Annotated in this window: 16 protein-coding genes; 10 read left to right on the forward strand and 6 right to left on the reverse strand. The window is 70.2% G+C overall.

Annotated elements, in window-relative coordinates; translation table 11 throughout:
* Positions 1–390 precede the first annotated feature (390 nt).
* The gene (locus LXT21_RS09490) at positions 391–861 is read left to right on the forward strand and encodes a helix-turn-helix domain-containing protein (RefSeq protein ID WP_323394269.1); all 471 of its coding nucleotides are present in this window, start codon (positions 391–393) and stop codon (positions 859–861) included.
* Between the two features lie 3 nt (positions 862–864).
* Here the strand turns inward: LXT21_RS09490 and LXT21_RS09495 are convergent, their stop codons facing one another.
* Entirely contained in the window at positions 865–1116 is a 252-nt protein-coding gene (locus tag LXT21_RS09495; RefSeq protein ID WP_254037799.1) for a hypothetical protein, read from the reverse strand.
* A gap of 434 nt (positions 1117–1550) precedes the next feature.
* Here LXT21_RS09495 and LXT21_RS09500 point away from each other — a divergent pair, with 434 nt between their 5' ends.
* From LXT21_RS09500 to LXT21_RS09525, 6 genes are all read left to right on the forward strand, one after another.
* Positions 1551–4301 (forward strand): TonB-dependent receptor domain-containing protein, encoded by a 2751-nt coding sequence (locus LXT21_RS09500; protein ID WP_254038524.1) that lies wholly within the window; start codon positions 1551–1553, stop codon positions 4299–4301.
* 208 nt (positions 4302–4509) lie between these two features.
* A complete protein-coding gene (locus LXT21_RS09505) occupies positions 4510–6282 on the forward strand; it encodes a hybrid sensor histidine kinase/response regulator (protein ID WP_254037800.1) in 1773 nt (590 codons plus the stop codon).
* A gap of 388 nt (positions 6283–6670) precedes the next feature.
* Positions 6671–8518 carry a sensor histidine kinase gene (locus LXT21_RS09510; RefSeq protein ID WP_254037801.1) on the forward strand — a complete coding sequence of 616 codons (1848 nt, stop codon included), beginning with the start codon at positions 6671–6673 and terminating at the stop codon, positions 8516–8518.
* 220 nt (positions 8519–8738) lie between these two features.
* A complete protein-coding gene (locus tag LXT21_RS09515) occupies positions 8739–9704 on the forward strand; it encodes a hypothetical protein (protein WP_254037802.1) in 966 nt (321 codons plus the stop codon).
* Positions 9705–10150: 446 nt separating this feature from the next.
* Complete coding sequence (locus tag LXT21_RS09520) at positions 10151–11011, forward strand: MbnP family copper-binding protein (protein ID WP_254037803.1); 861 nt, start codon at positions 10151–10153, stop codon at positions 11009–11011.
* Between the two features lie 15 nt (positions 11012–11026).
* Positions 11027–12172: a methanobactin export MATE transporter MbnM gene (locus tag LXT21_RS09525; RefSeq protein WP_254037804.1), complete on the forward strand. Its 1146-nt coding sequence runs from the start codon at positions 11027–11029 to the stop codon at positions 12170–12172.
* Positions 12173–12182: 10 nt separating this feature from the next.
* On the opposite strand, the gene LXT21_RS09530 is transcribed toward LXT21_RS09525, so the two are convergent.
* The 5 genes from LXT21_RS09530 to LXT21_RS09550 all read right to left on the reverse strand — a co-directional run bounded on the left by LXT21_RS09530 (position 12183) and on the right by LXT21_RS09550 (position 18970).
* Entirely contained in the window at positions 12183–13118 is a 936-nt protein-coding gene (locus LXT21_RS09530; protein ID WP_254037805.1) for a WD40 repeat domain-containing protein, read from the reverse strand.
* 83 nt (positions 13119–13201) lie between these two features.
* Positions 13202–15604 (reverse strand): hypothetical protein, encoded by a 2403-nt coding sequence (locus LXT21_RS09535; RefSeq protein WP_254037806.1) that lies wholly within the window; start codon positions 15602–15604, stop codon positions 13202–13204.
* Positions 15605–15615: 11 nt separating this feature from the next.
* The gene (locus LXT21_RS09540; RefSeq protein ID WP_254037807.1) at positions 15616–17145 is read right to left on the reverse strand and encodes a hypothetical protein; all 1530 of its coding nucleotides are present in this window, start codon (positions 17143–17145) and stop codon (positions 15616–15618) included.
* Positions 17146–17184: 39 nt separating this feature from the next.
* Positions 17185–17979: a hypothetical protein gene (locus LXT21_RS09545; RefSeq protein WP_254037808.1), complete on the reverse strand. Its 795-nt coding sequence runs from the start codon at positions 17977–17979 to the stop codon at positions 17185–17187.
* A 25-nt stretch (positions 17980–18004) separates the two neighbouring features.
* Positions 18005–18970 carry a hypothetical protein gene (locus tag LXT21_RS09550; protein ID WP_254037809.1) on the reverse strand — a complete coding sequence of 322 codons (966 nt, stop codon included), beginning with the start codon at positions 18968–18970 and terminating at the stop codon, positions 18005–18007.
* A 288-nt stretch (positions 18971–19258) separates the two neighbouring features.
* On the opposite strand from LXT21_RS09550, the gene LXT21_RS09555 reads away from it, so the two are divergent.
* The 3 genes from LXT21_RS09555 to LXT21_RS09565 are packed head-to-tail and all read left to right on the forward strand — an operon-like array spanning position 19259 to position 21597.
* Entirely contained in the window at positions 19259–19882 is a 624-nt protein-coding gene (locus LXT21_RS09555) for a hypothetical protein (RefSeq protein ID WP_254037810.1), read from the forward strand.
* 15 nt (positions 19883–19897) lie between these two features.
* On the forward strand, positions 19898–20491 hold the full coding sequence (locus LXT21_RS09560; protein WP_254037811.1) for a hypothetical protein: 594 nt from the start codon (positions 19898–19900) through the stop codon (positions 20489–20491).
* A 23-nt stretch (positions 20492–20514) separates the two neighbouring features.
* Positions 20515–21597: an SMI1/KNR4 family protein gene (locus LXT21_RS09565; RefSeq protein WP_254037812.1), complete on the forward strand. Its 1083-nt coding sequence runs from the start codon at positions 20515–20517 to the stop codon at positions 21595–21597.
* Positions 21598–21687: the final 90 nt, after the last annotated feature.

A 21687-nucleotide genomic window follows, 5' to 3' on the forward strand; every position in this document is an offset into this window, starting at 1 on the left:
CGGGGTGCTTCCTGTTTCCGTCCCTGAACAGTTTCGGGACGAAGTCTTGATTTTCAGTTTTTCGAATGGGAGGTGTGAGGTGGGCTCCGAGGGGTGTCCAGGACCTGGGAGGACGGTACTGGCTGGCCGGAGAAGTCCAGAGACGAGTCCTGAACGTCCCAGGTCGAATGGGAAGGGAGCTGTCGAGTGGCGGAGAGGGGAGGGCGTTGGCCCGTCGGGACCCGGGTGGGAGGGGCGGTGGGCGGGCTGAAACCGGGTCCGGGGACTACCCGGCGTATCGGTATTTCGCCTGATGACGTGGTGGGTTATAAGTCGCGTCGGACACACGTCCGAGGGAGGCCTGAGGCGGTGCAGGCCGGGGCCTCGGTCCGAACTCACAAGGTTGACGCGGTGAAGACCCACCCTGAAGGTTCCTCCACGCCTCGCAAGTCGTCCCGCGCGTCCAGCAAGGGGCGGCCGAGCGACCGTGCCCGTCAGTCGCGTCAGCAGTTGGAGCGGCGGCTGGCGGTGAACGTGGGCGAGGAGGCCCGGTCGGCGCGGATGCGCGCGGGGCTGACCCAGGCGGACGTGGCCGAGCGCATCGGCATCGCCGCGGAGGTCTACGGGCGGATGGAGCGCGGGAAGATGATGCCCAGCGTGCCCACGCTGTTCCGGCTGTGCCTGGCGCTGCGGCTGTCGGCGGACGTGGGGCTGGGGCTCGTCACGGCGGCCTCGGTGGGGGCGGCGCTGTGGGAGGAGGACTCGCGCGACAAGGACCACCTGCCGGAGATGCGGCGCCTGCTGCGCACGCTGCGGCGCATGTCCCGGGGCCAGCTCAAGCTGGTCAACCAGGTGGCCGCCGCCATCCTGCCGCAGCGCTGAGCGTCAGCGACTGGGCAGGCAGAGCGTGTCGGCCGGGCAGCGCTCGGGGAACGGTGCCCCGGTGCGCGCGGGCTGTCCCGGGGGCGTGGGCGTCTCCCGGAGCACCGGGGTCTGCTCCGCGGTGAGCGTGTCGCGCGCGGAGGACTCGGCCGAGGCGGAGGGCATGAGGCTCAGCGCCACCAGCACCAGCAGCACGCCCAGGAGCAGCTGGAGCAGGCGACCTCGAAGGACGCGGAGCGAAGGCGGGGCGATCATCTCGCGAGCCTCCGGGCGCCGCATGCGCGCGCGCGGACGACGCCCTGGCCCGCCGGAGAGGCCGAGGACGCGACGGGAGACGGGGACGACGACGGGGCGAGGACGGCCCGCCGGCACCAGGACTGGGACAGACGAAAACGCATGACGCGGGGCTCCGGAGTGCGGGGAAGTTGGTGAGCCCACCCGCTGGTGTCCTCCCTCCCTTCAAGACATGGCCGGTGTCCACCCACGGACGCGCCGCGCCCTGTGCGTCGGGCACCCGACGTGGGACGCGCCTGGCGGTTGCCTGTGCTCGGCGGGTGACGCCTCGGTGGCCTGGGTGCTTGTCACCCTGCCGCGTCCCTGGCCTCATGGAGCCTCAGGGGCCGACGAGAAGCGACGTGACGGATTCGATTCGGGGAAGGCTGCGCGCACGACGCTGGCCGCGCGCGCTCATGGCGGTGTGGCTGCTGGTGCTGTGCGCGCCGGTGGGCCGCGCGAGCGCCCAGGCCCCGTCCACCCCCGACGCGGGAGTGCCTCCCGTGCCCACGGAGGTGGAGCTGTCGCGCACGGACGCGGGGTGGGCCGTGGACACGGGGCCCTCCGACGCGGGCGCCGCCGGGACCGTCTTCCTGCCGCCCACGCTCGCCCAGGACGCCCCCGCGCCGTATCCGCCCCAGCTCGCCGCCGAGCGCGTGTCGGGCGTCGTCCGGTTGGAGCTGCTCATCGACGCTGCTGGCGAGGTGGAGTCCGCCACCCTGGTGGAGGGCATCCACCCGCTGTTGGACAGGGCCGCGCTGCACGCCGCGCCCGGCCTGCGCTTCACGCCCGCCACCGTGGACGGCCAGCCGGTGCCGGTGCGGCTGGGCTTCGAGTACCGCTTCGAGGCGCCCGTCCTCTCACCCGACGCCGTGGCCCAGGCCCCCGTCACGCTGAGCGGGCGCGTGCGCACCAAGGGCAACCGTCGCCCCGTCGTCGGCGCCACGCTGGTGTCCGAGTCCGTCCCCGACGCGCCGGTGCAGACGGACGCGCAAGGGGCCTTCCAGGCGCGCTGGCCCGCGGGAGAGCACCGCGTGCGGGTGTCCGCGCCGGGCCACAAGGCGGGGAACTTCCGCGAGGTGTTGAAGGCGCAGGAGGCGCTGGAGGTGGTGTACGGGCTGGAGCCGCTCGTCATCAACCCGTACGAGACGGTGGTGCGCGCGGACCGCGAGCGCACCGAGGTCAGCCGCGTGACGTTGCACGACGCGGAGCTGCGCGAGGTGCCCGGCACCATGGGCGACCCGTTCCGCGTCGTCATGCTGCTGCCGGGCGTGGGCAGCATGTTGTCCGGCGTGGCCTACCCGGTGGTGCGCGGCAGCCAGCCCGCGGCCACGGGCTACTTCCTGGACGGCATCCGCGTCCCCATCCTGTTCCACCTGTTCCTCGGCCCGGCCGTCATCCACCCGGACTTCATCGACACCATCGACTTCTTCCCGGGCTCGCCGCCGCCGCGCTACGGGCGGCTGTTGGGCGGCGCCATCGAAGGTCGGCTCAGTCGTCCGCGCGATGACCGGGTCCACGGCAGCGCGTACGCGGACCTCATCAACGCGGGCTTCTTCCTGGAGACGCCGTTCCCCTCCACCGGCACCAACGTCAGCGTGGCGGGCCGCTACTCCTATACGCCGTGGCTCATCGCGCTGGCGGCCAACAAGCTGCAGGACCCGCCCGCGCCCGGACGGCTCAACGAGAAGGTGGTGCTCGACTTCTGGGACTACCAGCTGCGCGTGGAGCAGGACGTGGGCAAGGGCAAGCTGCGGCTGTTCGCGTTCGGCTCGTCGGACACCTTCGGCACCGAGGCCCAGGACGAGTTCGGCGACACCGGGATGCAGTCCGTCATCTTCCACCGCATGGACCTGCGCCACCGCCACCCGCTCGGAGGGGGGGAGCTGGAGCTGGGCGTGACGTGGGGCCTGGACCGCTTCGCCATCGTCAGCAGCAACCCGCCCAACGACGCCACCGCCATCCACATCGACCAGGGCACGTGGGCCGCGCGCGTGGGCTACACCGTCCCGTTGGACTCCGCCGTGACGCTGCGGCTGGGCGGGGACGTGGACCACAAGCGCGCCATCGTCGACTTCTACGAGCTGACGCCCGACGAGGAGACCGAGCAGCTGGCCCCCGTGGCGCTCGCCACGTTCATGGGCGCGTGGGCGGAGCTGGTGTACCAACCCACGCCCCGGTGGTCCTTCGTCCCGGGCCTGCGCGTGGACAACTACCACCTGTCGCCCGGCATCGACCACGCGGTGCTCGAGCCCCGGCTCACCGTGCGCCACCAGTTCAACGACGCGCTGGTGCTCAAGGGCTCCGCGGGCCTGTTCCACCAGCCGCCCACGTCCCTCATCAGCCTGCCCGTGGTGGACGTGGGCAGCCTGCTGTTGGGCCTGCAGCAGGGCGTGCAGCTGTCGCTGGGCGCGGAGTGGAAGGCGTTGAAGGGCCTGGAGGTGGGCCTGGACGCCTACGTCAACCCGCTGGTGCGCACGATTGAGCTCACGCCCTTCTCCGACGAGGGCCTGACGGACGAGGAGACGCCGCTGCCGGACCAGGAGCCCGGCATCCCCGGCCGGGACGACATCGACTTCCCGGACTTTCAAAGCAGCGGGGTGGCCTACGGCCTGGAGCTGCTCATCCGCCACCCGCTGGGGGACAACTGGTTCGGGTGGCTGTCGTACACGTTGCAGCGCAGCCTCCGCCGCACGCGCTTCTACCGGTACGACTTCGAGGGCAACGTGATGGGCGAGGCGACGGGGGATTTGCCCTTCGCGTTCGACCAGACGCACGTGCTCAACCTGGTGCTCAGCTACAAGTTCTCCAACAGCGTCACGCTGGGCGGGGTGGTGCACTTCAACACCGGCCGCCCCGAGTACGGGACGCTGGGCACCCAGACGCATCGCCCGGGGCGGGACGGCTCCGGCAGGCCGTCGTGGGTGAAGGCGGACCGGGACGCGGTGGACCGGCTGCCGCCCTTCTTCCGCTTCGACATGCGCCTGTCCAAGTCCTGGGTCTACGAGACGTTCAGCCTGGAGGCCTACCTGGACATGCTCAATGTCACCATCAGTCAGGAAACGGTGAGCTTCGAGTACGACGGGGGGGGCGGCCGGCCGCTGTCCAAGAAGGCCGTGGGGCTGCCCATCGTCCTGCCCATCCTCGGGGTGAAGGGGCGATACTGAACCTGGCGAGTGATGGATAGCGCACGCTTGCCGGGCCTCCGCGCGAGCGGCTTGCCCCAGGAGGAGACGGGCACGGTTTGATTCGGGCCCCAGAGCGTGTTGAAGGGAGCCGACCTGCCCCCAGGACGGATGGACACTCCCAGGCTCGACGGTGGACCGCCCGACACCAGGTGAAGACGCCATGTTCCACGAAGGGATTGCAACGACGATGTCGGAACGGCTGCCTCGGCGGGAGACGTCCCCTCGCGGGGTGTTGGGGCTGGCCAGCCTCCCCGCGCCGCAGGAGGGCGCCTCCGACAACACCCTGCAGCAGGGCGCCGAGGCGCCTGGCGTGCTGGTGGTGGACGACAACCCCGCCAACCTCGTCTCGCTGGAGGCCATCCTCGAGCCGCTCGGCGTGCGCCTGACGAAGGCGAGCTCGGGGGAGCAGGCGCTGCGCTTCCTCCTGCGCGAGGACTACGCGGTCATCCTGCTGGACGTGCGGATGACGGGGATGAACGGCTTCGAGACCGCGTCCCTCATCAAGCAGCGCGAGCGCACGCGCAACGTGCCCATCATCTTCCTCACCGCGTACGGCCGCGACGACACGGAGCTCGTCACGGGCTACTCCACCGGCGCGGTGGACTTCCTGCAGAAGCCCTTCCCGCCGGAGGTGCTGCGCTCCAAGGTGTCCGTCTTCGTGGAGCTGTTCCGCGCGCAGCACCAGGTGCGCGCGCAGGCGGAGCTGCTGCGTCAGAAGGAAGCCGAGGCGCGCGAGCTGGCGCACCGGGCCGCGGGCCACATCGACCGGCTGCGCGACTTCACCGCGCGGCTGTCGGAGGCGAGCACCGTGACGGACGTGTGCCGGGCCCTCTTCGAGCAGGGGCTGGTGGCCGCGGGCGCCAAGGCGGGCGCGGTGAACCTGTTGAGCGATGACGGCGAGGCGCTCGAAATCGTGGACGCGGTGGGCTACCCGGAGCAGGTGCTGTCGCGCTGGCGCCGCATCCCCCTGTCCCAGCGCGTGCCCCTGACGGAGGCGGTGCGCGAGCAGAAGCCCATCTGGCTGGGCTCGCTGGAGGAGTGGACCGAGCGCTACCCGCACCTCAACGCGCACGGCATCCACGAGTCCGCCATCGCGCTGCCGCTGCTGGTGAAGGGGCGGGCGCTGGGCGTCATCGGCCTGTCGTTCGCGCGGGCGCGGCTGTTCACGGAGATGGACCGGGCGTTCTTCTCCGCGCTGGCGCACGCGTGCGCGCAGGCGCTGGAGCGGGTGCGCCTCATCACCGAGGAGCGCCGCGTGCACGAGGAGCTGCGGCGGCGCTCGGAGTTCGAGCAGCAGCTGGTGGGCATCGTGTCGCACGACTTGCGCAACCCCCTGGCCGCCATCGCCATGTCGGTGGGGCTGCTCGAGAAGAAGAACGAGCTGTCCGACAGCCAGAAGCGCACGGTGCAGCGCATCGGCCAGGCCTCCGAGCGGGCGGCGCGGATGATTCGCGACCTGCTCGACTTCACCAAGGCGCGGCTGGGCGGCGGCATCGCCCTGCACCGGCAGACCACGACCTTGAAGGACGTGGTGACGCAGGTGCTGGACGAGGTGCAGCTGGCCCACCCCGGGCGGCACGTCGACGTGGAGGTGGCGTCGGACGTGCGCGGGGAGTGGGACCCGGACCGCATCGCCCAGGTGCTCACGAACCTGCTCTCCAACGCGCTGGCCTACAGCCCCCAGGGCGCGCCCGTGCGGCTGCGCACCTTCGCCGAGGGCGGCCACGCGCTCGTCAGCGTCTACAACGGCGGAGACCCGATTCCGCACGAGCTGTTGTCGCGCCTGTTCGAGCCGATGACGCGCGGGGCGCTCAAGGAGGGCCAGTCCAGCCGCAGCATCGGCCTGGGGCTCTACATCGTCCGGGACATCGTCCGGGGCCATGGGGGCAGCGTGGACGTGGTGTCCTCGCAGGTCGACGGGACGACCTTCACGGTCCACCTGCCCCGCCTGACGGGGTGAGTCGCGTCCTGGCCCCTGTGGGTGCGGCGCCTTCCTGCCCCTGGGGGCAGTGGCGGGTGTCGCCCAGGGTGCATTTTGCTTCGGGGCGTGGGTCGGTAGGGGGCCGCGCCCTGGGGAACATCGGGGCCGCGGGGCGGAGTCTGTCTCGCCAGCGCAGTGCTTACGGGTGAGCACTGCGGGATGGGCTGTACCCGAGGACAAGTTCGCGACACCTCGGACATGGCACTCTCTGCCAACGCGCGGTGCGCGCCCCGGTCCTCGCACGTGGGCCCCTGGGGTGCCGCTCGCCGGGGGGAAGTCGATGGTGAGCCTGTCGTCGCTGCCGGGGCATGCCCTGGCACGGTCGCTCCATGCCGCAAGTCCCGCACCGTGCATCCGCCTGGAAGTCATGCGGGGGAGCTCGGGAGAGGTGCTCGACTTCGAGAGCGCGTCGCTCAACGCGGCCGCGGAGCACCTGGTGCGCGACTGGGGCGTGCCCTCCTGTGTCTCGCGCTGGGCCCAGCACGGGCTCATCGGCGTGGAGCTGGAGGCGTGCGTGCGCACGTGGTCCTCCGGCGTGCCGCTGTCCGCGACGCTGCGGCTGTCGCGCGACGGGCTGCGCGGGCGCTTCCAGGTGGTGGGCGTGAAGGAGGCGGAAGCGCTGGTGCTGTGGCTGCTGGAGCCGGCCGGGGAGGACCCGGCGGTGGTGGAGGGCGCGCTGGAGCGCGAGCGCGAGGCGCGGCGCCGGGCGGAGGCGGCGCTGGAGTCCGCGCGCGACGCGCTGGCCCGCGAGGAGCTGCAGCGACAGGCCCTGTCCAAGGCGCGCATGGTGGCGTGGGAGTGGACCGAGGCGCGGCGCGCGGTGACCTGGACGCAGGACGCGGCGGCGTTCTTCGGCCAGTCGCCGGGCGCGCTGGGCGGCTCGCTGCCGTCCTTCCTGTCCTGCGTCGTGGTGGAGGACCGGCCCCGGGTGGCGCGGAGCATCGAGCAGGCGCTGGCGATGGACGGCGCGTACGCGCTCAAGTTCCGCTGCCGTCACCAGGACGGCACCACGCACTGGTACGAGGCGGTGGGCCAGAGCTTCCACGAGGGGGAGCGGCCCCACCGCATGGTGGGCGTGGTGGCGGACTGCACCGAGCGGGAGCTGGCGGAGGCGGTGCTGCGCGAGGCGGAGGAGCGCTACCGGCTGGCGGCGCGCGCCACCCATGACGTGTTGTGGGATTGTGATTTGGGGACGGGCCGGGTGCGCTGGGACGGGGGCCAGGAGGAGCTGTTCGGCTACGGACCCGAGGCGGCGGACCACGACTTCGCGTGGTGGACGCAGCGGCTGCACCCCGACGAGCGGGAGGGGGTGTCACGCGGGCTGCACGACTTCATCGCGTCCGGCGAGGACGCGTGGCAGGCGGAGTACCGCTTCCGCAAGGACGACGGCGGCTGGGTCCACGTCCTGGACCGGGGCGTGCTGTCGCGCGACGCGGCCGGGCGGCCGGTGCGGATGATTGGCTCCATGATGGACATCACCGAGCGCAAGCGCACGCTGGAGCGGCTGGCGGAGGAGGCGGAGTTCCGCGAGCGCTTCATCGGTATTCTCGGCCACGATTTGCGCAACCCCCTCAACGCGATAACGCTGTCCGCCCGCGCCCTTCGCCGGCGCGCGCCCCTGAGCTCCACCCAACAACAGATGGCCCAGCGCATCGAGGCGAGCGCCGAGCGCATGGGCACCATGATTTCGGACATCCTCGACTTGACCCGGGCCCGACTGTCCGGCGGCATCCCCTTGCAGGTGGCGCCCGCCAACCTGTCCACCGTGTGTCGACAAGTGGTGGAGGAGCTGTCCCTGGCGCATCCGGACCGCTACATCGCCTTCGACGTGGACGGTCGCTCCGACGGGCTCTGGGACGCGGACCGGCTGGCGCAGGTGCTCAGCAACCTGGTGGGTAATGCCCTGGAGCACGGCGCCCAGGATGCCCCCGTGCTGCTGCGATGTCTGGATTTGGAGACCCGGCAGGTGGTGGAGGTGCACAACCCCGGGGCGCCCATCCCCGCGCCGCAGCTGGCGACGCTGTTCGACCCGTTCCGTCAGGCGGGCGCCGCGCGCGAGAAGGGCCGGCGCCGGAGCGGGCTGGGCCTGGGGTTGTTCATCGTCCGGGAAATCGTCCACGCGCATGGCGGCAGCGTGGACGTGCGTTCCTCCGAGCTGGACGGCACCACCTTCACCGTGACGCTCCCGCGCGACGCGCGCCGCGCGAGCCGGTAGATGTTTCACCGACGGCTCGCGGTGTGACACGGGCGGTGAATCATCGTCCACCGTGAGGCGATACACGGCTGAAGCGTCAGCCGTCTCACGCTGACGCTGTCTGACGAAAGACTTCCTCCCAGGAATTGGACGAGAGGACACCTGTCACCCTTGGCGACAAGCACTACCCGTTGACCTAGCCGCGAGACACCGCGGTGACCCCCAACGCGGAGCCTGTCCCATGCGCTTGTCCTTCATCCGTTCCCAGTCTCGTCGTTTCTCGTCGTGTCTCATCCGCGCGTGGGCCCTGCCCGCGCTGCTCGCCGTCGGCTGTGGCCCCGAGGGCGTGGGTGCCGTCGACCCGAGCGAGTCGGTGGCCACCCATGAAGACGGCCTGGTGTCGACGAATGGGTTGTCGACGAACGGGCTCTCCACCAATGGCTTGTCGACGAACGGCCTGTCGACGAATGGGTTGTCGACGAACGGGCTCTCCACCAACGGGCTGTCGACGAACGGGTTGTTCAATACATGGTTCAGCTCGAACCCGGCCGCGAGCGCCCAGCTCATGCGCTACGTGGCGCGCTGCGCTTTGTCATCCTCTCAAACCCTGACGTACACCCATAACGGAACGACGTACTCGTGGCCCGGCTCACTGGGCCTGGCGCCGACCTGGTCCACCACGAACCAGCCCGCGTCGTTGGCGGAGCAGCAGGTGGTGTCCTCGTGTCTGGCGGCGCACGCGAACAAGTTCGGTGTGCACGTGAACATCTCCGTGCAGGGGCGCGGCGCGACGAACGTGAGCATCCCCACCACGACGGAGGAGGTGCAGACGTACAGCCAGAAGGAGGCGTGCTTCTTCGGCAACCTGTTCAACGGCGAGGGCCTGTTCGCGGCGAACGACGCCAACTACCTGGCCTATGACCAGAGCACGGTGCGCACCTGCGGCCTGTCGTCGTGGAGCGGCGACGCGGCGTGCGCGCCCACCATCCAGCACGTGGGCTCCTGCCTGGACCACTGCCAGCTGGACGCGACGCGCACCCACTACTCGCGCTGCACGTACAACGGCGTCGAGTACAAGCCGCTCGTCACGCGCATCCGTCCCCAGGACATCTACCGCTGCGGCGACGGCGTCTGCCAGGTCTCCGAGAAGTGCGGCACGGGCGTGACGCCGGACAGCTGCAAGGCGGACTGCGGCACCTGCCAGTAGGCTTCCTGGCGGAATGCCAATGATTCGCGGCTCCCCGCGCCGCGCGGAAGCGTGAGGCCCATCCCCGGGTGTCCTCTTTCTTCCCGACGAAGCACCCCGCGCGTCTCCCCCAGACGCACGAGTCGAACCCTCCCCCGTCAGTGCGCCCAGGTCTTCGCGAGGGACTTCCCCCAAGTCTCCGAAGCCCGGGTCCCCCTCCCCGGTGAGTCGGCTGCCCCTGGTTCCTGACCAGGCGGGCGGACGTGTGCGCCGGGATGACGGGGGGGACCCGAGGGCGCCGCTGGCGGGGGGATGGCGATATGTCCGGATTCCGGCGGCGTTAGCGACCCGGGGACTTCCGCCTGACGGCGGACATTCCCGCCGCGACAACATGCCACAGCCGGCGGGTGTCCCCTTGCTGGTACCCATGCCTCATCGCTGGAGTCACCGTCCTGGAGGTCACCTCGATGAACGCCGTCTGGAAGCCCCTGTCGCGAGCCCTGCTGCCCGCCCTGCTGCTCGCCGCCCAGGGCTGTGGCGGAGACGATGACGTCGAGTCCAAGACGTACGCGGTGCGCTTCAGCCCGCAGGTCCGTCAGGAGGCGCTGACGTGCGCCACCAGCTTCACGGACATCGGCACGTCGCGCGGCGTCATCGAGCTGTTGGACTTCCGCATGTACGTGCGCGACGTCACCCTCATCCGCGCCAACGGCGAGCGCCACGCGCTGAAGCTCGCGCAGGACGGCGAGTGGCAGCGTGACGCCATCGCGCTGTTGGACTTCGAGGACGGCACCGGCACCTGCCGCACGGGCAGCCCCGGGACGCACCGCGAGGTGACGGGCACGGCGCCCGCGCACGACGACTACACGGGCCTGGAGTTCAAGGTGGGCCTGCCCCCGGACAGGAACCACCTGGACGTCGAGGCGGAGGCCGCGCCCCTGGACGTGCGCGACATGTGGTGGAGCTGGCAGGGCGGCTACAAGTTCGTGAAGCTGGACATCCGCTCGCAGCAGAACGCGACCTACTACTTCCACCTGGGCGCGTCCGGCTGTCAGGGCTCCAACGCGGACGGCTACACGTGCGGCGCGGCCAACCAGGCCACCATCGCGCTGGACGGCTTCGACCCGGAGACGAACCAGGTGGTGCTGGACGTCGCGGGCCTGCTGTCGGAGCTGGACGTGAATCGCACGCCGACGGGCTCGGACATGATGCCCGGCTGCATGTCGGGCCCCACGGACCCGGAGTGCCCGCCGCTGTTGTCGCAGTTCGGCCTGAACGCGGATGGCACCCCCAAGGCGCTGCCGAAGACGTTCTTCAAGGTGCGCTGAGGGAAGGAGCGGGTGATGTCTTCGCGTGCGGGGAAGCTGAGCGTCGTGGTGGCCCTGGTGTCGGCCGCCGGCTGTGGTGGCGACGCGCCGGGACGTCCGGCGCCGCCTCCTTACGCGTGGAGCCTGCCCGTGGGCTTCCCCGAGCCCTTCGTGCCCGAGGACAACCCCATGTCCGCGGAGAAGGTGGAGCTGGGACGCCACCTCTTCTACGACGCGCGGCTGTCGGGCAACGGCACCATGGCCTGCGCGAGCTGCCACGAGCAGGCGCGGGCCTTCTCCGACGGCAAGGCGACGCCCACGGGCTCCACGGGGGACCACGTCGCGCGCAACTCGCCGGGGCTGGCCAACGTGGCGTACCTGAGCACGTACACCTGGGCCAACCCGCTGTTGGAGACGCTGGAGTCGCAGGCGCTGGTGCCGCTGTTCAACGAGTTCCCCACGGAGCTGGGGCTGACGCCCAAGCTGGAGGAGGCGCTCGAGCGGCTGCGCGGTGACGCGAGGTACCCGGAGCTGTTCCGCGCGGCGTTCCCGGACGCCCAGGAGCCGGTGAGCCAGGGCTCCCTCGTGAAGGCGCTGGCGTCCTTCCAGCGCACGTTGCTGTCGGGCAGCTCGCCGTATGACCGCTACCTGCAGGGCGACAACGCGGCGCTGTCGCGCTCGGCGCGGCGGGGCATGGAGCTGTTCTTCGGGGAGCGGGCGGAGTGCTACCACTGCCACAGCGGCCGGCACCTCTCGAACTCGTTCCGCGCCAAGGACACCAAGCCCCAGGTGGCGCAGTTCTTCAACACGGGCCTGTACGATTTGGACGGCAAGGGCGCGTACCCGCCGGACAACCCGGGCCTGTTCGAGTTCACCCACGACGCGCTGGACCACGGCCGCTTCCGCGTGCCGCAGCTGCGCAACGTGGAGCTGACGGCGCCGTACATGCACGACGGCAGCATCCCCACGCTGGAGGCCGTCATCGACCACTACACGTCGGGTGGCCGCAACGTGACGGAGGGGCCGCTGGCGGGAGACGGCCGCAACAACCCGAACAAGGACCCGCTGGTGCGGCCCTTCGAGTTGTCCGACGAGGAGAAGCAGGACCTCATCGCCTTCTTGAAGAGCCTCACGGACACCGACTTCACCACGGACCCGCGCTTCTCCAATCCGTGGAAGTGAGCGCCGCCGCTCAGCGTGGCTCGGAGGGAAGGCCCCACAGGCTCACGGTGCCGTCGTCCTCGCCCCAGGCGATGACGGTGCCGTCCGGGCTGAAGGCCGCGTTGGCGGCGTAGAAGTCGTTGTCCACCTCGTGGCGGAACACGCGCGCGCTCGTCCGCGCGTCGAGCACGCTGAAGCCGTACCGGGTGACGCAGAGCAGCCCGCCGTCGGGGCTGAAGGCCGCCTGGCTCGAGCCCGCCACCGGGCCCTGCAGCGTCCCGGCGAGGCCGCCGTCGCGCAGGCGGAAGCGCTGGATGCGCGGGCCGGTCGTCGTGGCGACCAGCTCCGTGCCCGCGGGGTGGAAGGCGACCGAGACGAACTGCTCGTCGGCCTCCACGTGCACCAGGATGGGCTTGCCGCTCGCCACGTCCCAGACGACGACGTGGCCTCGCAGGCAGGCCGCGGCCAATCGCTGCCCGTCCGGTGAGAACGCGAGCCGGGTGACCTCCTGCTGGGGACCCTGGAGCTGACCGAGCGAGGCCCAGGTCCGCGTGTCCCACAACAGCACGCTGCCGGTGAGGTCGTGCATCGCGAGCCGGGTGCCGTCGGGGCTCACCTCCAGGCCGCGCACCTCGTAGTCCGGTACGCGGCCCCGCCGCAGATGCCGACCGTCCTCCAGCGAGTACAGCCCGACCTGGAAGTGCGCGTCCGTCACCGCGATGCCGCCGAGCGAGGGCAGCACCTGCGCCGCCACGCCCTGGGAGACGGTGACCTCGCCCAGCGGATGCTCATCCCGCCAGCGCCACCAGCGCAGCCGCTCGCCGCCTTTGTGCTCCAGCGCCACCAGCAGCTCGCCGTCGGAAGAGAAGGCGACCTGCTGGAACTCGACGCGGCCGGGCGCGGGCGTGCCCAGACGGGAGCGCTGCATCCAGCGCGGGCCATTGTCGGAGCGGAGGACCTGCGTCATTCGGCGGACTCCCGATACAAGAGACACGAAGGCCCCGGGCCACCCGTGGTGTGTCACGGACGGCCCGGGGATTCATCATCGCACTACGGCAGCAGGTCGAAGTGCGTCTGCTTCACCCAGACATTGTTGAGCTCGTTGAAGGCATCGGGGAACTTGCCCATCACCTCATCGGGTCGCACGTTCATCTTCGCGGCGAACCAGTTGCGCATCTGGTTCATGGCGCCGGCGCTGTCCGTCCACTCGGGCGGGCTGAAGACGTCCTCGTCGATGGGATACCCGTCCTCGTCGAACTTCTTGGCGCCCGTCACCTTGGCCACGATGGCGTCCCGGTTGATGTTGCCCGCCGGGTCCGCGATTTCACGTCGGAAGTAGGGGGCCCGGCTGGGCGTCCCCCCGGAGATGCGGACAACGGAGCCGTCCACGTGGACCCAGTTGCCGGAGCCCGCCGGCGCCAGCTCGGTGAAGTTCAGCTGCTGGAGCCGCGTCTTGAGCTCCGCCACCGTCTTGCCGGGCATGGTGCCCAGCGCCTTGACCGCCTGACCATGCGTCAGGGCGTACTGGCGCTTGAGCGCGGGGAGGCTGAGCATGGACAGCTCCTCCACGGCGCGCAGCCCATCCTTCTTGAGGTGCTTGGCGAGCGTCTTGACCGCCGAGTCCCCCAGGGCGTCGAGGATGCGGCGCACCTCCTTGCCGGACAGACCCACCACGCTGCCGATGGCCTCGGGCCCCAGCCGCTGCACCATCTGCTCGCGCAGCAGCTTCTCCGGGATGTCGCCCCAGCTCCGGATGAGCGCCTCGCACTGGTCCGCCACCGCCCGGCCCAGCGGGCCCACGGCGTCTCCGACCCCGCGCCAGAACATGCCGCTGCCGACGACCACGCCCAGCGCGGAGAACATGCGCTCGTGCGGCTCGAGCATCTTGCCGCCCGGGATGCAGTGCTCCCAGCCGGTGATGACCTCGCACAGGTCGATGAAGTCGCCGACCGGCGTCAGCGCCGCGCCGAAGAACGCCACCTCCTTGATGATGACCTGGGCCTCCTCGCCGATGCCGAACAGCTGCGTGATGAGGTTGGGGTCCTCGGCCGCCGCGCCGTTCTCCACCGCCTGCCAGCCGCCGCGCAGACCGTCGAGCGTGTCCAGGATGGCGCCCTGCTGCGCGGTGGGCGCGTCGCCCTGCCAGAGGTTGAGGTTGGCCTGCAGCCCGTCCGCCTGATTGCGGGTGTTCGTGCGCCCGCGCAGGTACTCGATGAGCGCCTTCGTCGACGGGCGCACCGGCGTGTCGAGGAACCATCCCTCCTCGTCCATGTGCTGCCGCACCGTGTTCAGCACCAGGGTGCGGGCGTTGATGAACGCGCCCACCTCCTCCTGGGACACCGCCGAGCCACGGGCCTGGAGGGCCTTCTCGAAGATGTCCTGGTTCTGCCGCCAGGAGCGGGTGATGGTCATGAAGCCCGAGCGGTTGACCACCACGCCGCCCTGCCGCGTCGTCTCCAGTTGCTGGAGCACCTGCTGCGCATAGGCGAGGTACGGGTCGTTGTCCGGGTCGAAGTCGTCGGGCACGTTGAGGTCCGGCAGCTCCACGTCGGGGATGTCCTCGGCGTCCTTGCCCGGCTGGTAGGTGCCGGAGTCGCCCAGGTCCGGGCCGCTCGGCGGAGGCGTGCCCGCGAGCCAGTCATCCAGTCCGCCCATCTGCCCGCGGAACTCGTCCATGATGCGCGTCAGCTCCGTGCGCAGCGCCTCCAGGTCCTTCTTCAAGTCCCGGAGCAGCTGCTGGAGCGCGCTCCGCACGCGCGGGTCGATGTCGGTGTAGCGCGAGAGGATGTCGTTGAGGTCCGCCTCGGTGATGGAGTCGAGGGGGCGCTTGGACAGCTCGTCGATTTCGCCCTTCAGCTCGGCGAGCCGGTCCAGCTCCTGTTGCGCGGCCAGGAGGTCGCCGCCGAGGGTGAGCAGCTGGGCCTTGCGGTCCTGCAGCGCCTGCTCGAGCCGCTCCAGGTTCGCCGACAGCCCGGGGTTGATCTCCTTCAGGTCGAGCGTCACCGAGGACTCACCCTCGAAGTGGGTGCCCCGGCGCTTGACCATGAAGAGGGGGCGGGCCGACAGGCCGTTCGTCTCCAGCGTGACGAAGTCATCCGCGATGACACACGTCTGGGTGGAGCCGGTGACGGCGGCGCCGAAGTAGAAGTGGTTGGCGCCCCAGCGCAGCAGCGTGGCGTTGAATCGCGCCGCGAAGATGTTGGAGTCGTCGCCGTTGCCGTAGACGACGTAGCGGTTCGGCTCCGTGTACGTGGGCAGGGGGACGGCGTTGATGGAGAAGTTCGCCTGGCCCTCCTGCGCCAGCCCGGTCGTGACCTGGCAGCTCCCCTGGCTGCGGAAGGACGTGGACTTCCAGGCGATGGCGTAGCTGCGGTAGTTGGCGTCCGCGTGGTCGGGCACCAGGGCCGCGGACGCGACGAGCAGGGCCAGGGCCCGTGACAGGAAATGTCTCATGGGTGGGGTCCTCACATGTCCGAGGCGCGCAGCGCGACGTCGTGCGAGAGCACGGCCTGGCGCAGGTTGCCGTTGTTGAGATGGGTCTCCACGTCCACCAGGAGCGCCTCGGTGACACCGGCGCGGCGCATCTGGGTGACGTTGAGCCGCACCATGTTGGGCAGCGTCGTGTTGATGTAGTTGCGCGCGCTGGTGAACTGGCGGCGCAGCGCGATGCAGCCCGACTCCATCCAGCCCGTGGCGTTGGGGCCCACGTGCAGGCACAGCGGCTCGAGCTGGAGGATGCTCTCGAAGTCCACGTGCTTGCCGGCGAGGAAGAACAGGTTGAGCGTCTGGCTGCGCGGCGGCAGCTGCCACAGCGCGGTGGTGCGCGCGTTGGCGCTGGCGAGGAACTCCTGGGAGGCCTTCAGCGTGGCCGCGTTGGCCATCGTCTGGCGCGTGGCCAGGTCCGCCTGGGCCGCCACGAGCGCCGTCTGTCGCGCCGTCAGACCCTGGAGCAGCTTCTTCACCACGTCCGCGACGCGGGCGTAGCGCGCGTCCGAGTAGCCGGCGATGTTGTTGAGGATGGTGCCGGAGCGCTCCGTGAGGTTCACCCGGGGGATGGCGTGCCGGGTGACGAAGTCCGCGTAGTGCTCCAGCCGCGCGTGGTGCAGCGTCTGGAGTTGCGACAGCGCGTTGCCCAGCCGGCGCGACTCCATCCAGAGCTCCTGGGGCCGCTGGCTCTCGGTGCGGGCGAGCGTCACCAGCTCCATCTGCAGGGGACCCATCTGGGCGATGGTCGAGGTGGAGGCGCGCTGGGCGATGTCCTCGAGCTGCGCGAAGACGCCCGCCTCGGTGCCGCGGTAGGTGACGAAGTCCTCGTAGACGTCGGTGATGGCGGGCGCCAGCGCCTGCACGGCGGATTGATAGGCGTTGAAGGTGGCCTCGTAGGCGGAGAGCAGCTCACGCTGCTCGGCCAGGTCCGCCTTGGCGGTGCCCTGCTCGGCGGTCGCGCGCGCCCTCAGCTTCTCACCCAGCTGTCCCCGGCGCTCGGTGACGCGCGTCCGCAGCCGCTTGAGCTCCGCCTCGGACGGGCCGGTCATCTCCGCGGCGAGCTGGTCCATCTTCCACAAGCTCTCCTCGTAGATGGTCATGGAGGCGCCCAGCGAGAGCCGGAAGTAGGCCTGCACACTCTCCACGTCGGAGATCCACTGGAGCGGCGCGGCGGGGTTGCCCTTCGGGACGAAGACGTAGGGCGACTTGTTGTGGCACTGCTGCCGCAGCTCGGCGTTCTGCTCCTGGTTGCACATGCCCTCCTGCAGGGGGCGGAACTCGGACAGGAGGGTGTCGATGCTGGTGCCCAGGGGCTTGCACAGCTTGCGGTCCCTGCCCCAGAAGAAGACCTGGGCGCAGACGTCGCTGTTCGACAGGGATTGCTCCTGAGCGGAGGGGGGCTGGGGCTCGGCGGCGGGCGGAGTGCTCGCGTCGGTGCCGCAGCCGGCGGCCCCCAGGCAAAGCAGCAGCGAACCGAGGACGCGAGTCCTCGCGGGTCTTCTCGACATGGTGTGACTCCGGTGTTCGGAAAAGAGGTGGGAGACGGACTAGAGGCAGGCGCCGCCGTTGGCGAAGTCCGGGTAGCACTGGGCGCCGAACATGCGGACCTTCCACAGGATGTATTGGAGCTCGTGGTCCGCGCGGCCCTTGGCGCGCACCTCGAACCTCACCTCCTGGTTGTGCTGCACCAGCGCCTGGACCTCATGCATCTGCCGCAGGTTGGTGATGGAATTGCGGCTGGTCGCCTTGTCCACCCAGACGCCGTTCTCCTTCACCTGGACGGCGATGATGATTTCGCTGGTGAGCGGACCGGGCAGGGGCCACTGGTTGGGGACGATGAGCTCCACGGAGCCGCGCACCAGGCCGGGCACGTTCTCCGGGTGGGTGTAGTAGCCGAGCGCCTGCGCGATGGGCACGAAGCCATCCGTCTGGGGCAGCTTCGTCACGAGCCGGCTGAAGTAGAAGGTCGAGTCGTCGTACCAGCTGTCACGGCTCGCGTGGAACACGGCGTTGCCGCCGCGCCAGTCCATGGTGGCCGTGCCCGCGCCGTTGCACGGCCAGATGTGTCCACCTCCGCCGATGTCGACGTAGCACCAGCCCGCGGGCAGCAGCGCCGGCTTGAACAGCGGCAGGTCGATTTCATAGCCGTGCACGATGATGGGCGGCGGCGGGTCCTCCCCACCGCCTCCGCCGCCTCCGCCCGGACACGTCTCGCAGCGGGCCTGCTGCTCGGTGGTGTCGAGCGACGCGCTCGAGTCCGAGTCGTCGATGGAGGACGGGGCACCGCACGCGGCGGCGCCGAGGAACAACAGGGCGCACAGGCCCTGGATGAGCGTCTTCATGATGGGAGTCCCGGGAGTCGAAAGGTCAGGGATTGAGCCAGGGGGCGAGCTGCGTGGTGGCCAGGTCGACCTGGGCCTGCGCGGCGGCGGCCTCCTGGGCGGCGACCAGGTACTGGGCCTGGTACTGCTCCTTGGCGCCGGCCGCGGAGAGCAGGGAGAGCTTCTGGATGACGGGCAGCGCCGCGGGGCCGATGAGCTCCTCGAGCGTCTTGGGCGAGCCGTCCGGGTGGTGGTACTTCGTGGGGTCTCCCAGCGAGCCGAGCACGAAGTAGAAGTTGGTGAGGGTGATGCTCTCCTCGGCGGTGAGCACGCCGCCGCAGCCCATGGCCGCCTGGAAGATGATGGGGCCGGCCTCCAACGACTGGACGTGCAGCGCGTGCGCCGTCTCGTTGTTGAGGTCCACGAGGAAGCTGTTGGACAGCGCCTTCATGTAGTCGAAGGCGGCGCTGTATTCGACGAGGCTGGCCAGGTGCTCGCGCTGCGCCACCTTCGTGGCGAGCGTGCCTTGCAGGCCCTGGAGGATGGCCTGTGCCTGGGCGGTGGAGTCCACGTCCACCTCGTTCCAGGTGACGTTGAGCGACACGCGGCACGTCTCGTTGAAGGCCGCCGCGTTCGTCCACGGCGAGGAGTCCTTCAGCTCCAGCGAGGCGATGAGCTCTCGGTCCAAATCCCTCAGGACCAGCTCCGGGGTGCCCAGGAAGGTGTAGCGGGTGCCGGGGTTGCCCGGCGGCGTGAGCGTGACTTCCAGCGGGTACTGGGTGGAGCAGTTGCCGGTGAGCACGCGCCGCACGGTGGTGCGCAGCGGCACGGCGCTGGTGAACGCCGTGGCGTTCAGCGTCTGCGTGGGAATGGCGCAGCGGGTGAGCCGGCCGCCGCTGAGCGTGCAGCGCGACGGGGAGATGAGGTCCACGATGGACGTCTCCGCGAGCGCGGGCGCGCTCCAGACGAACGTGGACAGGACTCCAACGGAGAGTGCGGTGGTGAGTTTCATGGCTGTCTTTGCGCGCGCTCCCGCTGACCGGAGAGGTCAGGGAAAAGCCGCGTGGAATGGCCCCCGCCGCTATACGCGCCGATGCGCCCGGGTTGGTCGTGGAGGGGGTCGCCGGGAAAGTTTCGGGCGAGGGTGGCTGGTGGACAGTCGGGGTGGCGGGTGGCGCACACCGGGCCACGTCCGTGGGGGGGTGTGAGCGTCCGTCAGCGTCGCTTGTGCGCCGGGTCGGATGGGCTTGCCGGGGCGGGCTTCCTATCTGGGGGGAGCAACGCGAAGTCGGGAGTGGCCATGCGCAGAAGTCTGTTGGCGGCGGGGATGGTGCTTCTCTCCGCGCTCGCCCTCACGTCGACCTTCGATGTGTCGGCGGGGAGTGAGGAGGAGGAGCGTGGGGCGTCCCGGGAGCCGGTGGCCGCCGTCGCCGAGCCGAGCGCGAGGAGCGAGCTGGGGTCCGTCGTCGTCACGTGCCCGGTGGGGGTGAGCCAGGCGTCGTACCTGCCGGGGCTGACGGAGGGGACGAAGGACGTGACGGTGGCGGGCGTCACCACGTTGAGCAACTGCGTGACGATTCCGTCCTCCGGGGTGAAGTCCGCCAGCCTGCCGCTCGAGTCGAGCCTGCTCACCGGCTACTCGTGCGCGGATTTGATGACGCCCCGGACGGTGCGTCAGGTGGTGCGGTGGAACACGGGCGAGACGTCCACGTTGGTGTTCAGTCAGTCGCGGGAGCTGACGCAGGGGCCGCTGACGGTCTTCACGCTGACGGGCACGGTGGAGTCGGGGGCCTTCACGGAGTCGATGGCCATCCTGACGGTGACGTACCTGAACTCGGACATCGAGAAGGGCTGCGACGCGCCGGGCGGGCTCATCTGGTTGAGCGGGCCGGCGACGCTCGAGCTCATCCGCACCGTGACTTGAACCAGGGGGATGCGCATGCGTGGGACGTCAGGGTGCGGGGTGTTGCTGCTCGGAGTGCTGGCCTGTGGTGGTGAGGGGCGACAGGGGACGGGGCCGCTGATGGAGGGCACGGGTGGGAGCGGGATGGCGCTGGAGCGTCCCTTGGAGAAGGTGCTCATCACGTGCCCGCTCGGGTTGGGCGAGGCGAAGTACGGCACGGGGCTCAAGGGGGAGCCCGGTGACAGCGAGGTGTCGTTCCTGGCGAGCGTGAGCGGCTGCGTGACGGTGCTGGGCTCGGCGGTGACGTCGGCGACGCTGGGCTCGGAGACGCCGAGCCTGGTGCGCGGGCTGTCGTGCGCGGACCTGTCGCGCGCGGGGGCGGGCCGGCAGGTGGTGAAGTGGAACACGGCGGAGACGTCCACGGTGTTGATGGGACAGTCACACGTGTCCGTGCAGGAGGCGACGACGGTGGTGACGCAGACGGGGAAGGTGCTGTCGGGCAAGTTCCAGGGCGCCACCGCGGTGCGGACCACCACGTACATGACGGCGGATGTGGAGCGGGGCTGCCATTCTCCGGAAGGCTTGAAGGACCTGAAGGGACCGGTGACGTTCAGCGTGACGTATCCCTGAGCCGGTCGCTATCGTCCGGCGCAATGACGACTGCCAAGCGCCCCAAGGATGTGCCTCCCAAAGCGACCTTCGATGCCGAGGCCCGGCTCTGGCGGGAGGGAGCACCTGGCGCCGCGCATGAGCGCCTGTGGATTCATCCGTCCGGCATGTTGTTGCTGGATGCCCGGCGCAAGGACGGCAAGCTCGATGGCGAGGTGATGTGGTCGCTCGGCATCCATGAGATGTCCGAGCATGCGCCGCGCCTGGCGATGCAGAAGGCGCTCGGGTTGCCGGTGGGGCCGAGCCCCACGCTCTTCGCGACGTTCGTGGAGGGGGTGCTGGTGGAGACCCGCTTCATGACGGGCTTCGAGTCCGACGTCGAGCTGAAGGTCCCGATGCGTGACGGGGCCATCGACGGCGAGGTCGAGTGGGTCATCGGTCCGGTGGACGGCGCGCTGTTCGAGCTGGGCGACTCCGCGCTGTCGCACAAGATTTTCAAGGTGCCGAAGCCGTGGCCGCATCGGCTGAAGGCGGTGTTCGCCAAGGGCAAGCTGAAGAGCACGGCGTTCTTCGACAAGAAGGGCAAGCCCCTGGACGTGAGCACGCCGAAGCTCACCGAGTGGGGTGAGGGCACGAAGGCGGCGGCGCTGGCGGGCTACATCGAGCGAGGTGACTTCGCGGCGGACGCGGCTCGCTTCTTCCCGAAGGCGAAGCGGGTGTCGAGCTCCGGCAGCAAGAAGGTTCGCGGCGCGGAGGCGGGGAAGGTGCTGGATGACGTGGTGAAGGGGGGAGGCGTGCCGACGATGACGCTCGCCTTCGACTTCAGCAGCTACGGCTTCGACTGCAAGAAGGAGAAGCTGCACGGCGCGGCCGAGGCGAAGTACGTCGGTATCGCGAGCGATGGCTCGGGCGAGATGTTCCTGCTCGATACCAGCACGGGGAAGGTCGTCCGCTACGCGCACGAGGAGGGCACGGTGTCGCCGGCCTTCGACTCGCTCGACGAGCTCACCTTCGCGCTGCTGCGAATCGAGGCCGCGGCGAAGAAGCTGATTCCCAAGCCGAAGCTCGCCGCGCTGTTCAAGAAGCTGGGCCTGAAGACGGCCGAGAAGCTCTTGAAGGAGTACTGAGCACCGGGGCGGGACGCTCGGCCTCCCGAGGGCTGGGCGTCTCGCGGTTCGTGCGCGCTGGGGGTTTCATCCAGACGTGCTCGAGCGCAT

The organism is Myxococcus guangdongensis, assembly GCF_024198255.1.
Lineage (GTDB): Bacteria > Myxococcota > Myxococcia > Myxococcales > Myxococcaceae > Myxococcus > Myxococcus guangdongensis.

Bases quoted from the DNA above. Each gene is read 5' to 3' on its own strand.
- LXT21_RS09495 (WP_254037799.1), bottom strand. From the start codon at position 1,116: ATGATCGCCCCGCCTTCGCTCCGCGTCCTTCGAGGTCGCCTGCTCCAG.
- LXT21_RS09500 (WP_254038524.1), top strand. From the start codon at position 1,551: ATGGCGGTGTGGCTGCTGGTGCTGTGCGCGCCGGTGGGCCGCGCGAGC.
- LXT21_RS09505 (WP_254037800.1), top strand. From the start codon at position 4,510: ATGTCGGAACGGCTGCCTCGGCGGGAGACGTCCCCTCGCGGGGTGTTG.
- LXT21_RS09510 (WP_254037801.1), top strand. From the start codon at position 6,671: ATGCGGGGGAGCTCGGGAGAGGTGCTCGACTTCGAGAGCGCGTCGCTC.
- LXT21_RS09515 (WP_254037802.1), top strand. From the start codon at position 8,739: ATGCGCTTGTCCTTCATCCGTTCCCAGTCTCGTCGTTTCTCGTCGTGT.
- LXT21_RS09520 (WP_254037803.1), top strand. From the start codon at position 10,151: ATGAACGCCGTCTGGAAGCCCCTGTCGCGAGCCCTGCTGCCCGCCCTG.
- LXT21_RS09525 (WP_254037804.1), top strand. From the start codon at position 11,027: ATGTCTTCGCGTGCGGGGAAGCTGAGCGTCGTGGTGGCCCTGGTGTCG.
- LXT21_RS09530 (WP_254037805.1), bottom strand. From the start codon at position 13,118: ATGACGCAGGTCCTCCGCTCCGACAATGGCCCGCGCTGGATGCAGCGC.
- LXT21_RS09535 (WP_254037806.1), bottom strand. From the start codon at position 15,604: ATGAGACATTTCCTGTCACGGGCCCTGGCCCTGCTCGTCGCGTCCGCG.
- LXT21_RS09540 (WP_254037807.1), bottom strand. From the start codon at position 17,145: ATGTCGAGAAGACCCGCGAGGACTCGCGTCCTCGGTTCGCTGCTGCTT.
- LXT21_RS09545 (WP_254037808.1), bottom strand. From the start codon at position 17,979: ATGAAGACGCTCATCCAGGGCCTGTGCGCCCTGTTGTTCCTCGGCGCC.
- LXT21_RS09550 (WP_254037809.1), bottom strand. From the start codon at position 18,970: ATGAAACTCACCACCGCACTCTCCGTTGGAGTCCTGTCCACGTTCGTC.
- LXT21_RS09555 (WP_254037810.1), top strand. From the start codon at position 19,259: ATGCGCAGAAGTCTGTTGGCGGCGGGGATGGTGCTTCTCTCCGCGCTC.
- LXT21_RS09560 (WP_254037811.1), top strand. From the start codon at position 19,898: ATGCGTGGGACGTCAGGGTGCGGGGTGTTGCTGCTCGGAGTGCTGGCC.
- LXT21_RS09565 (WP_254037812.1), top strand. From the start codon at position 20,515: ATGACGACTGCCAAGCGCCCCAAGGATGTGCCTCCCAAAGCGACCTTC.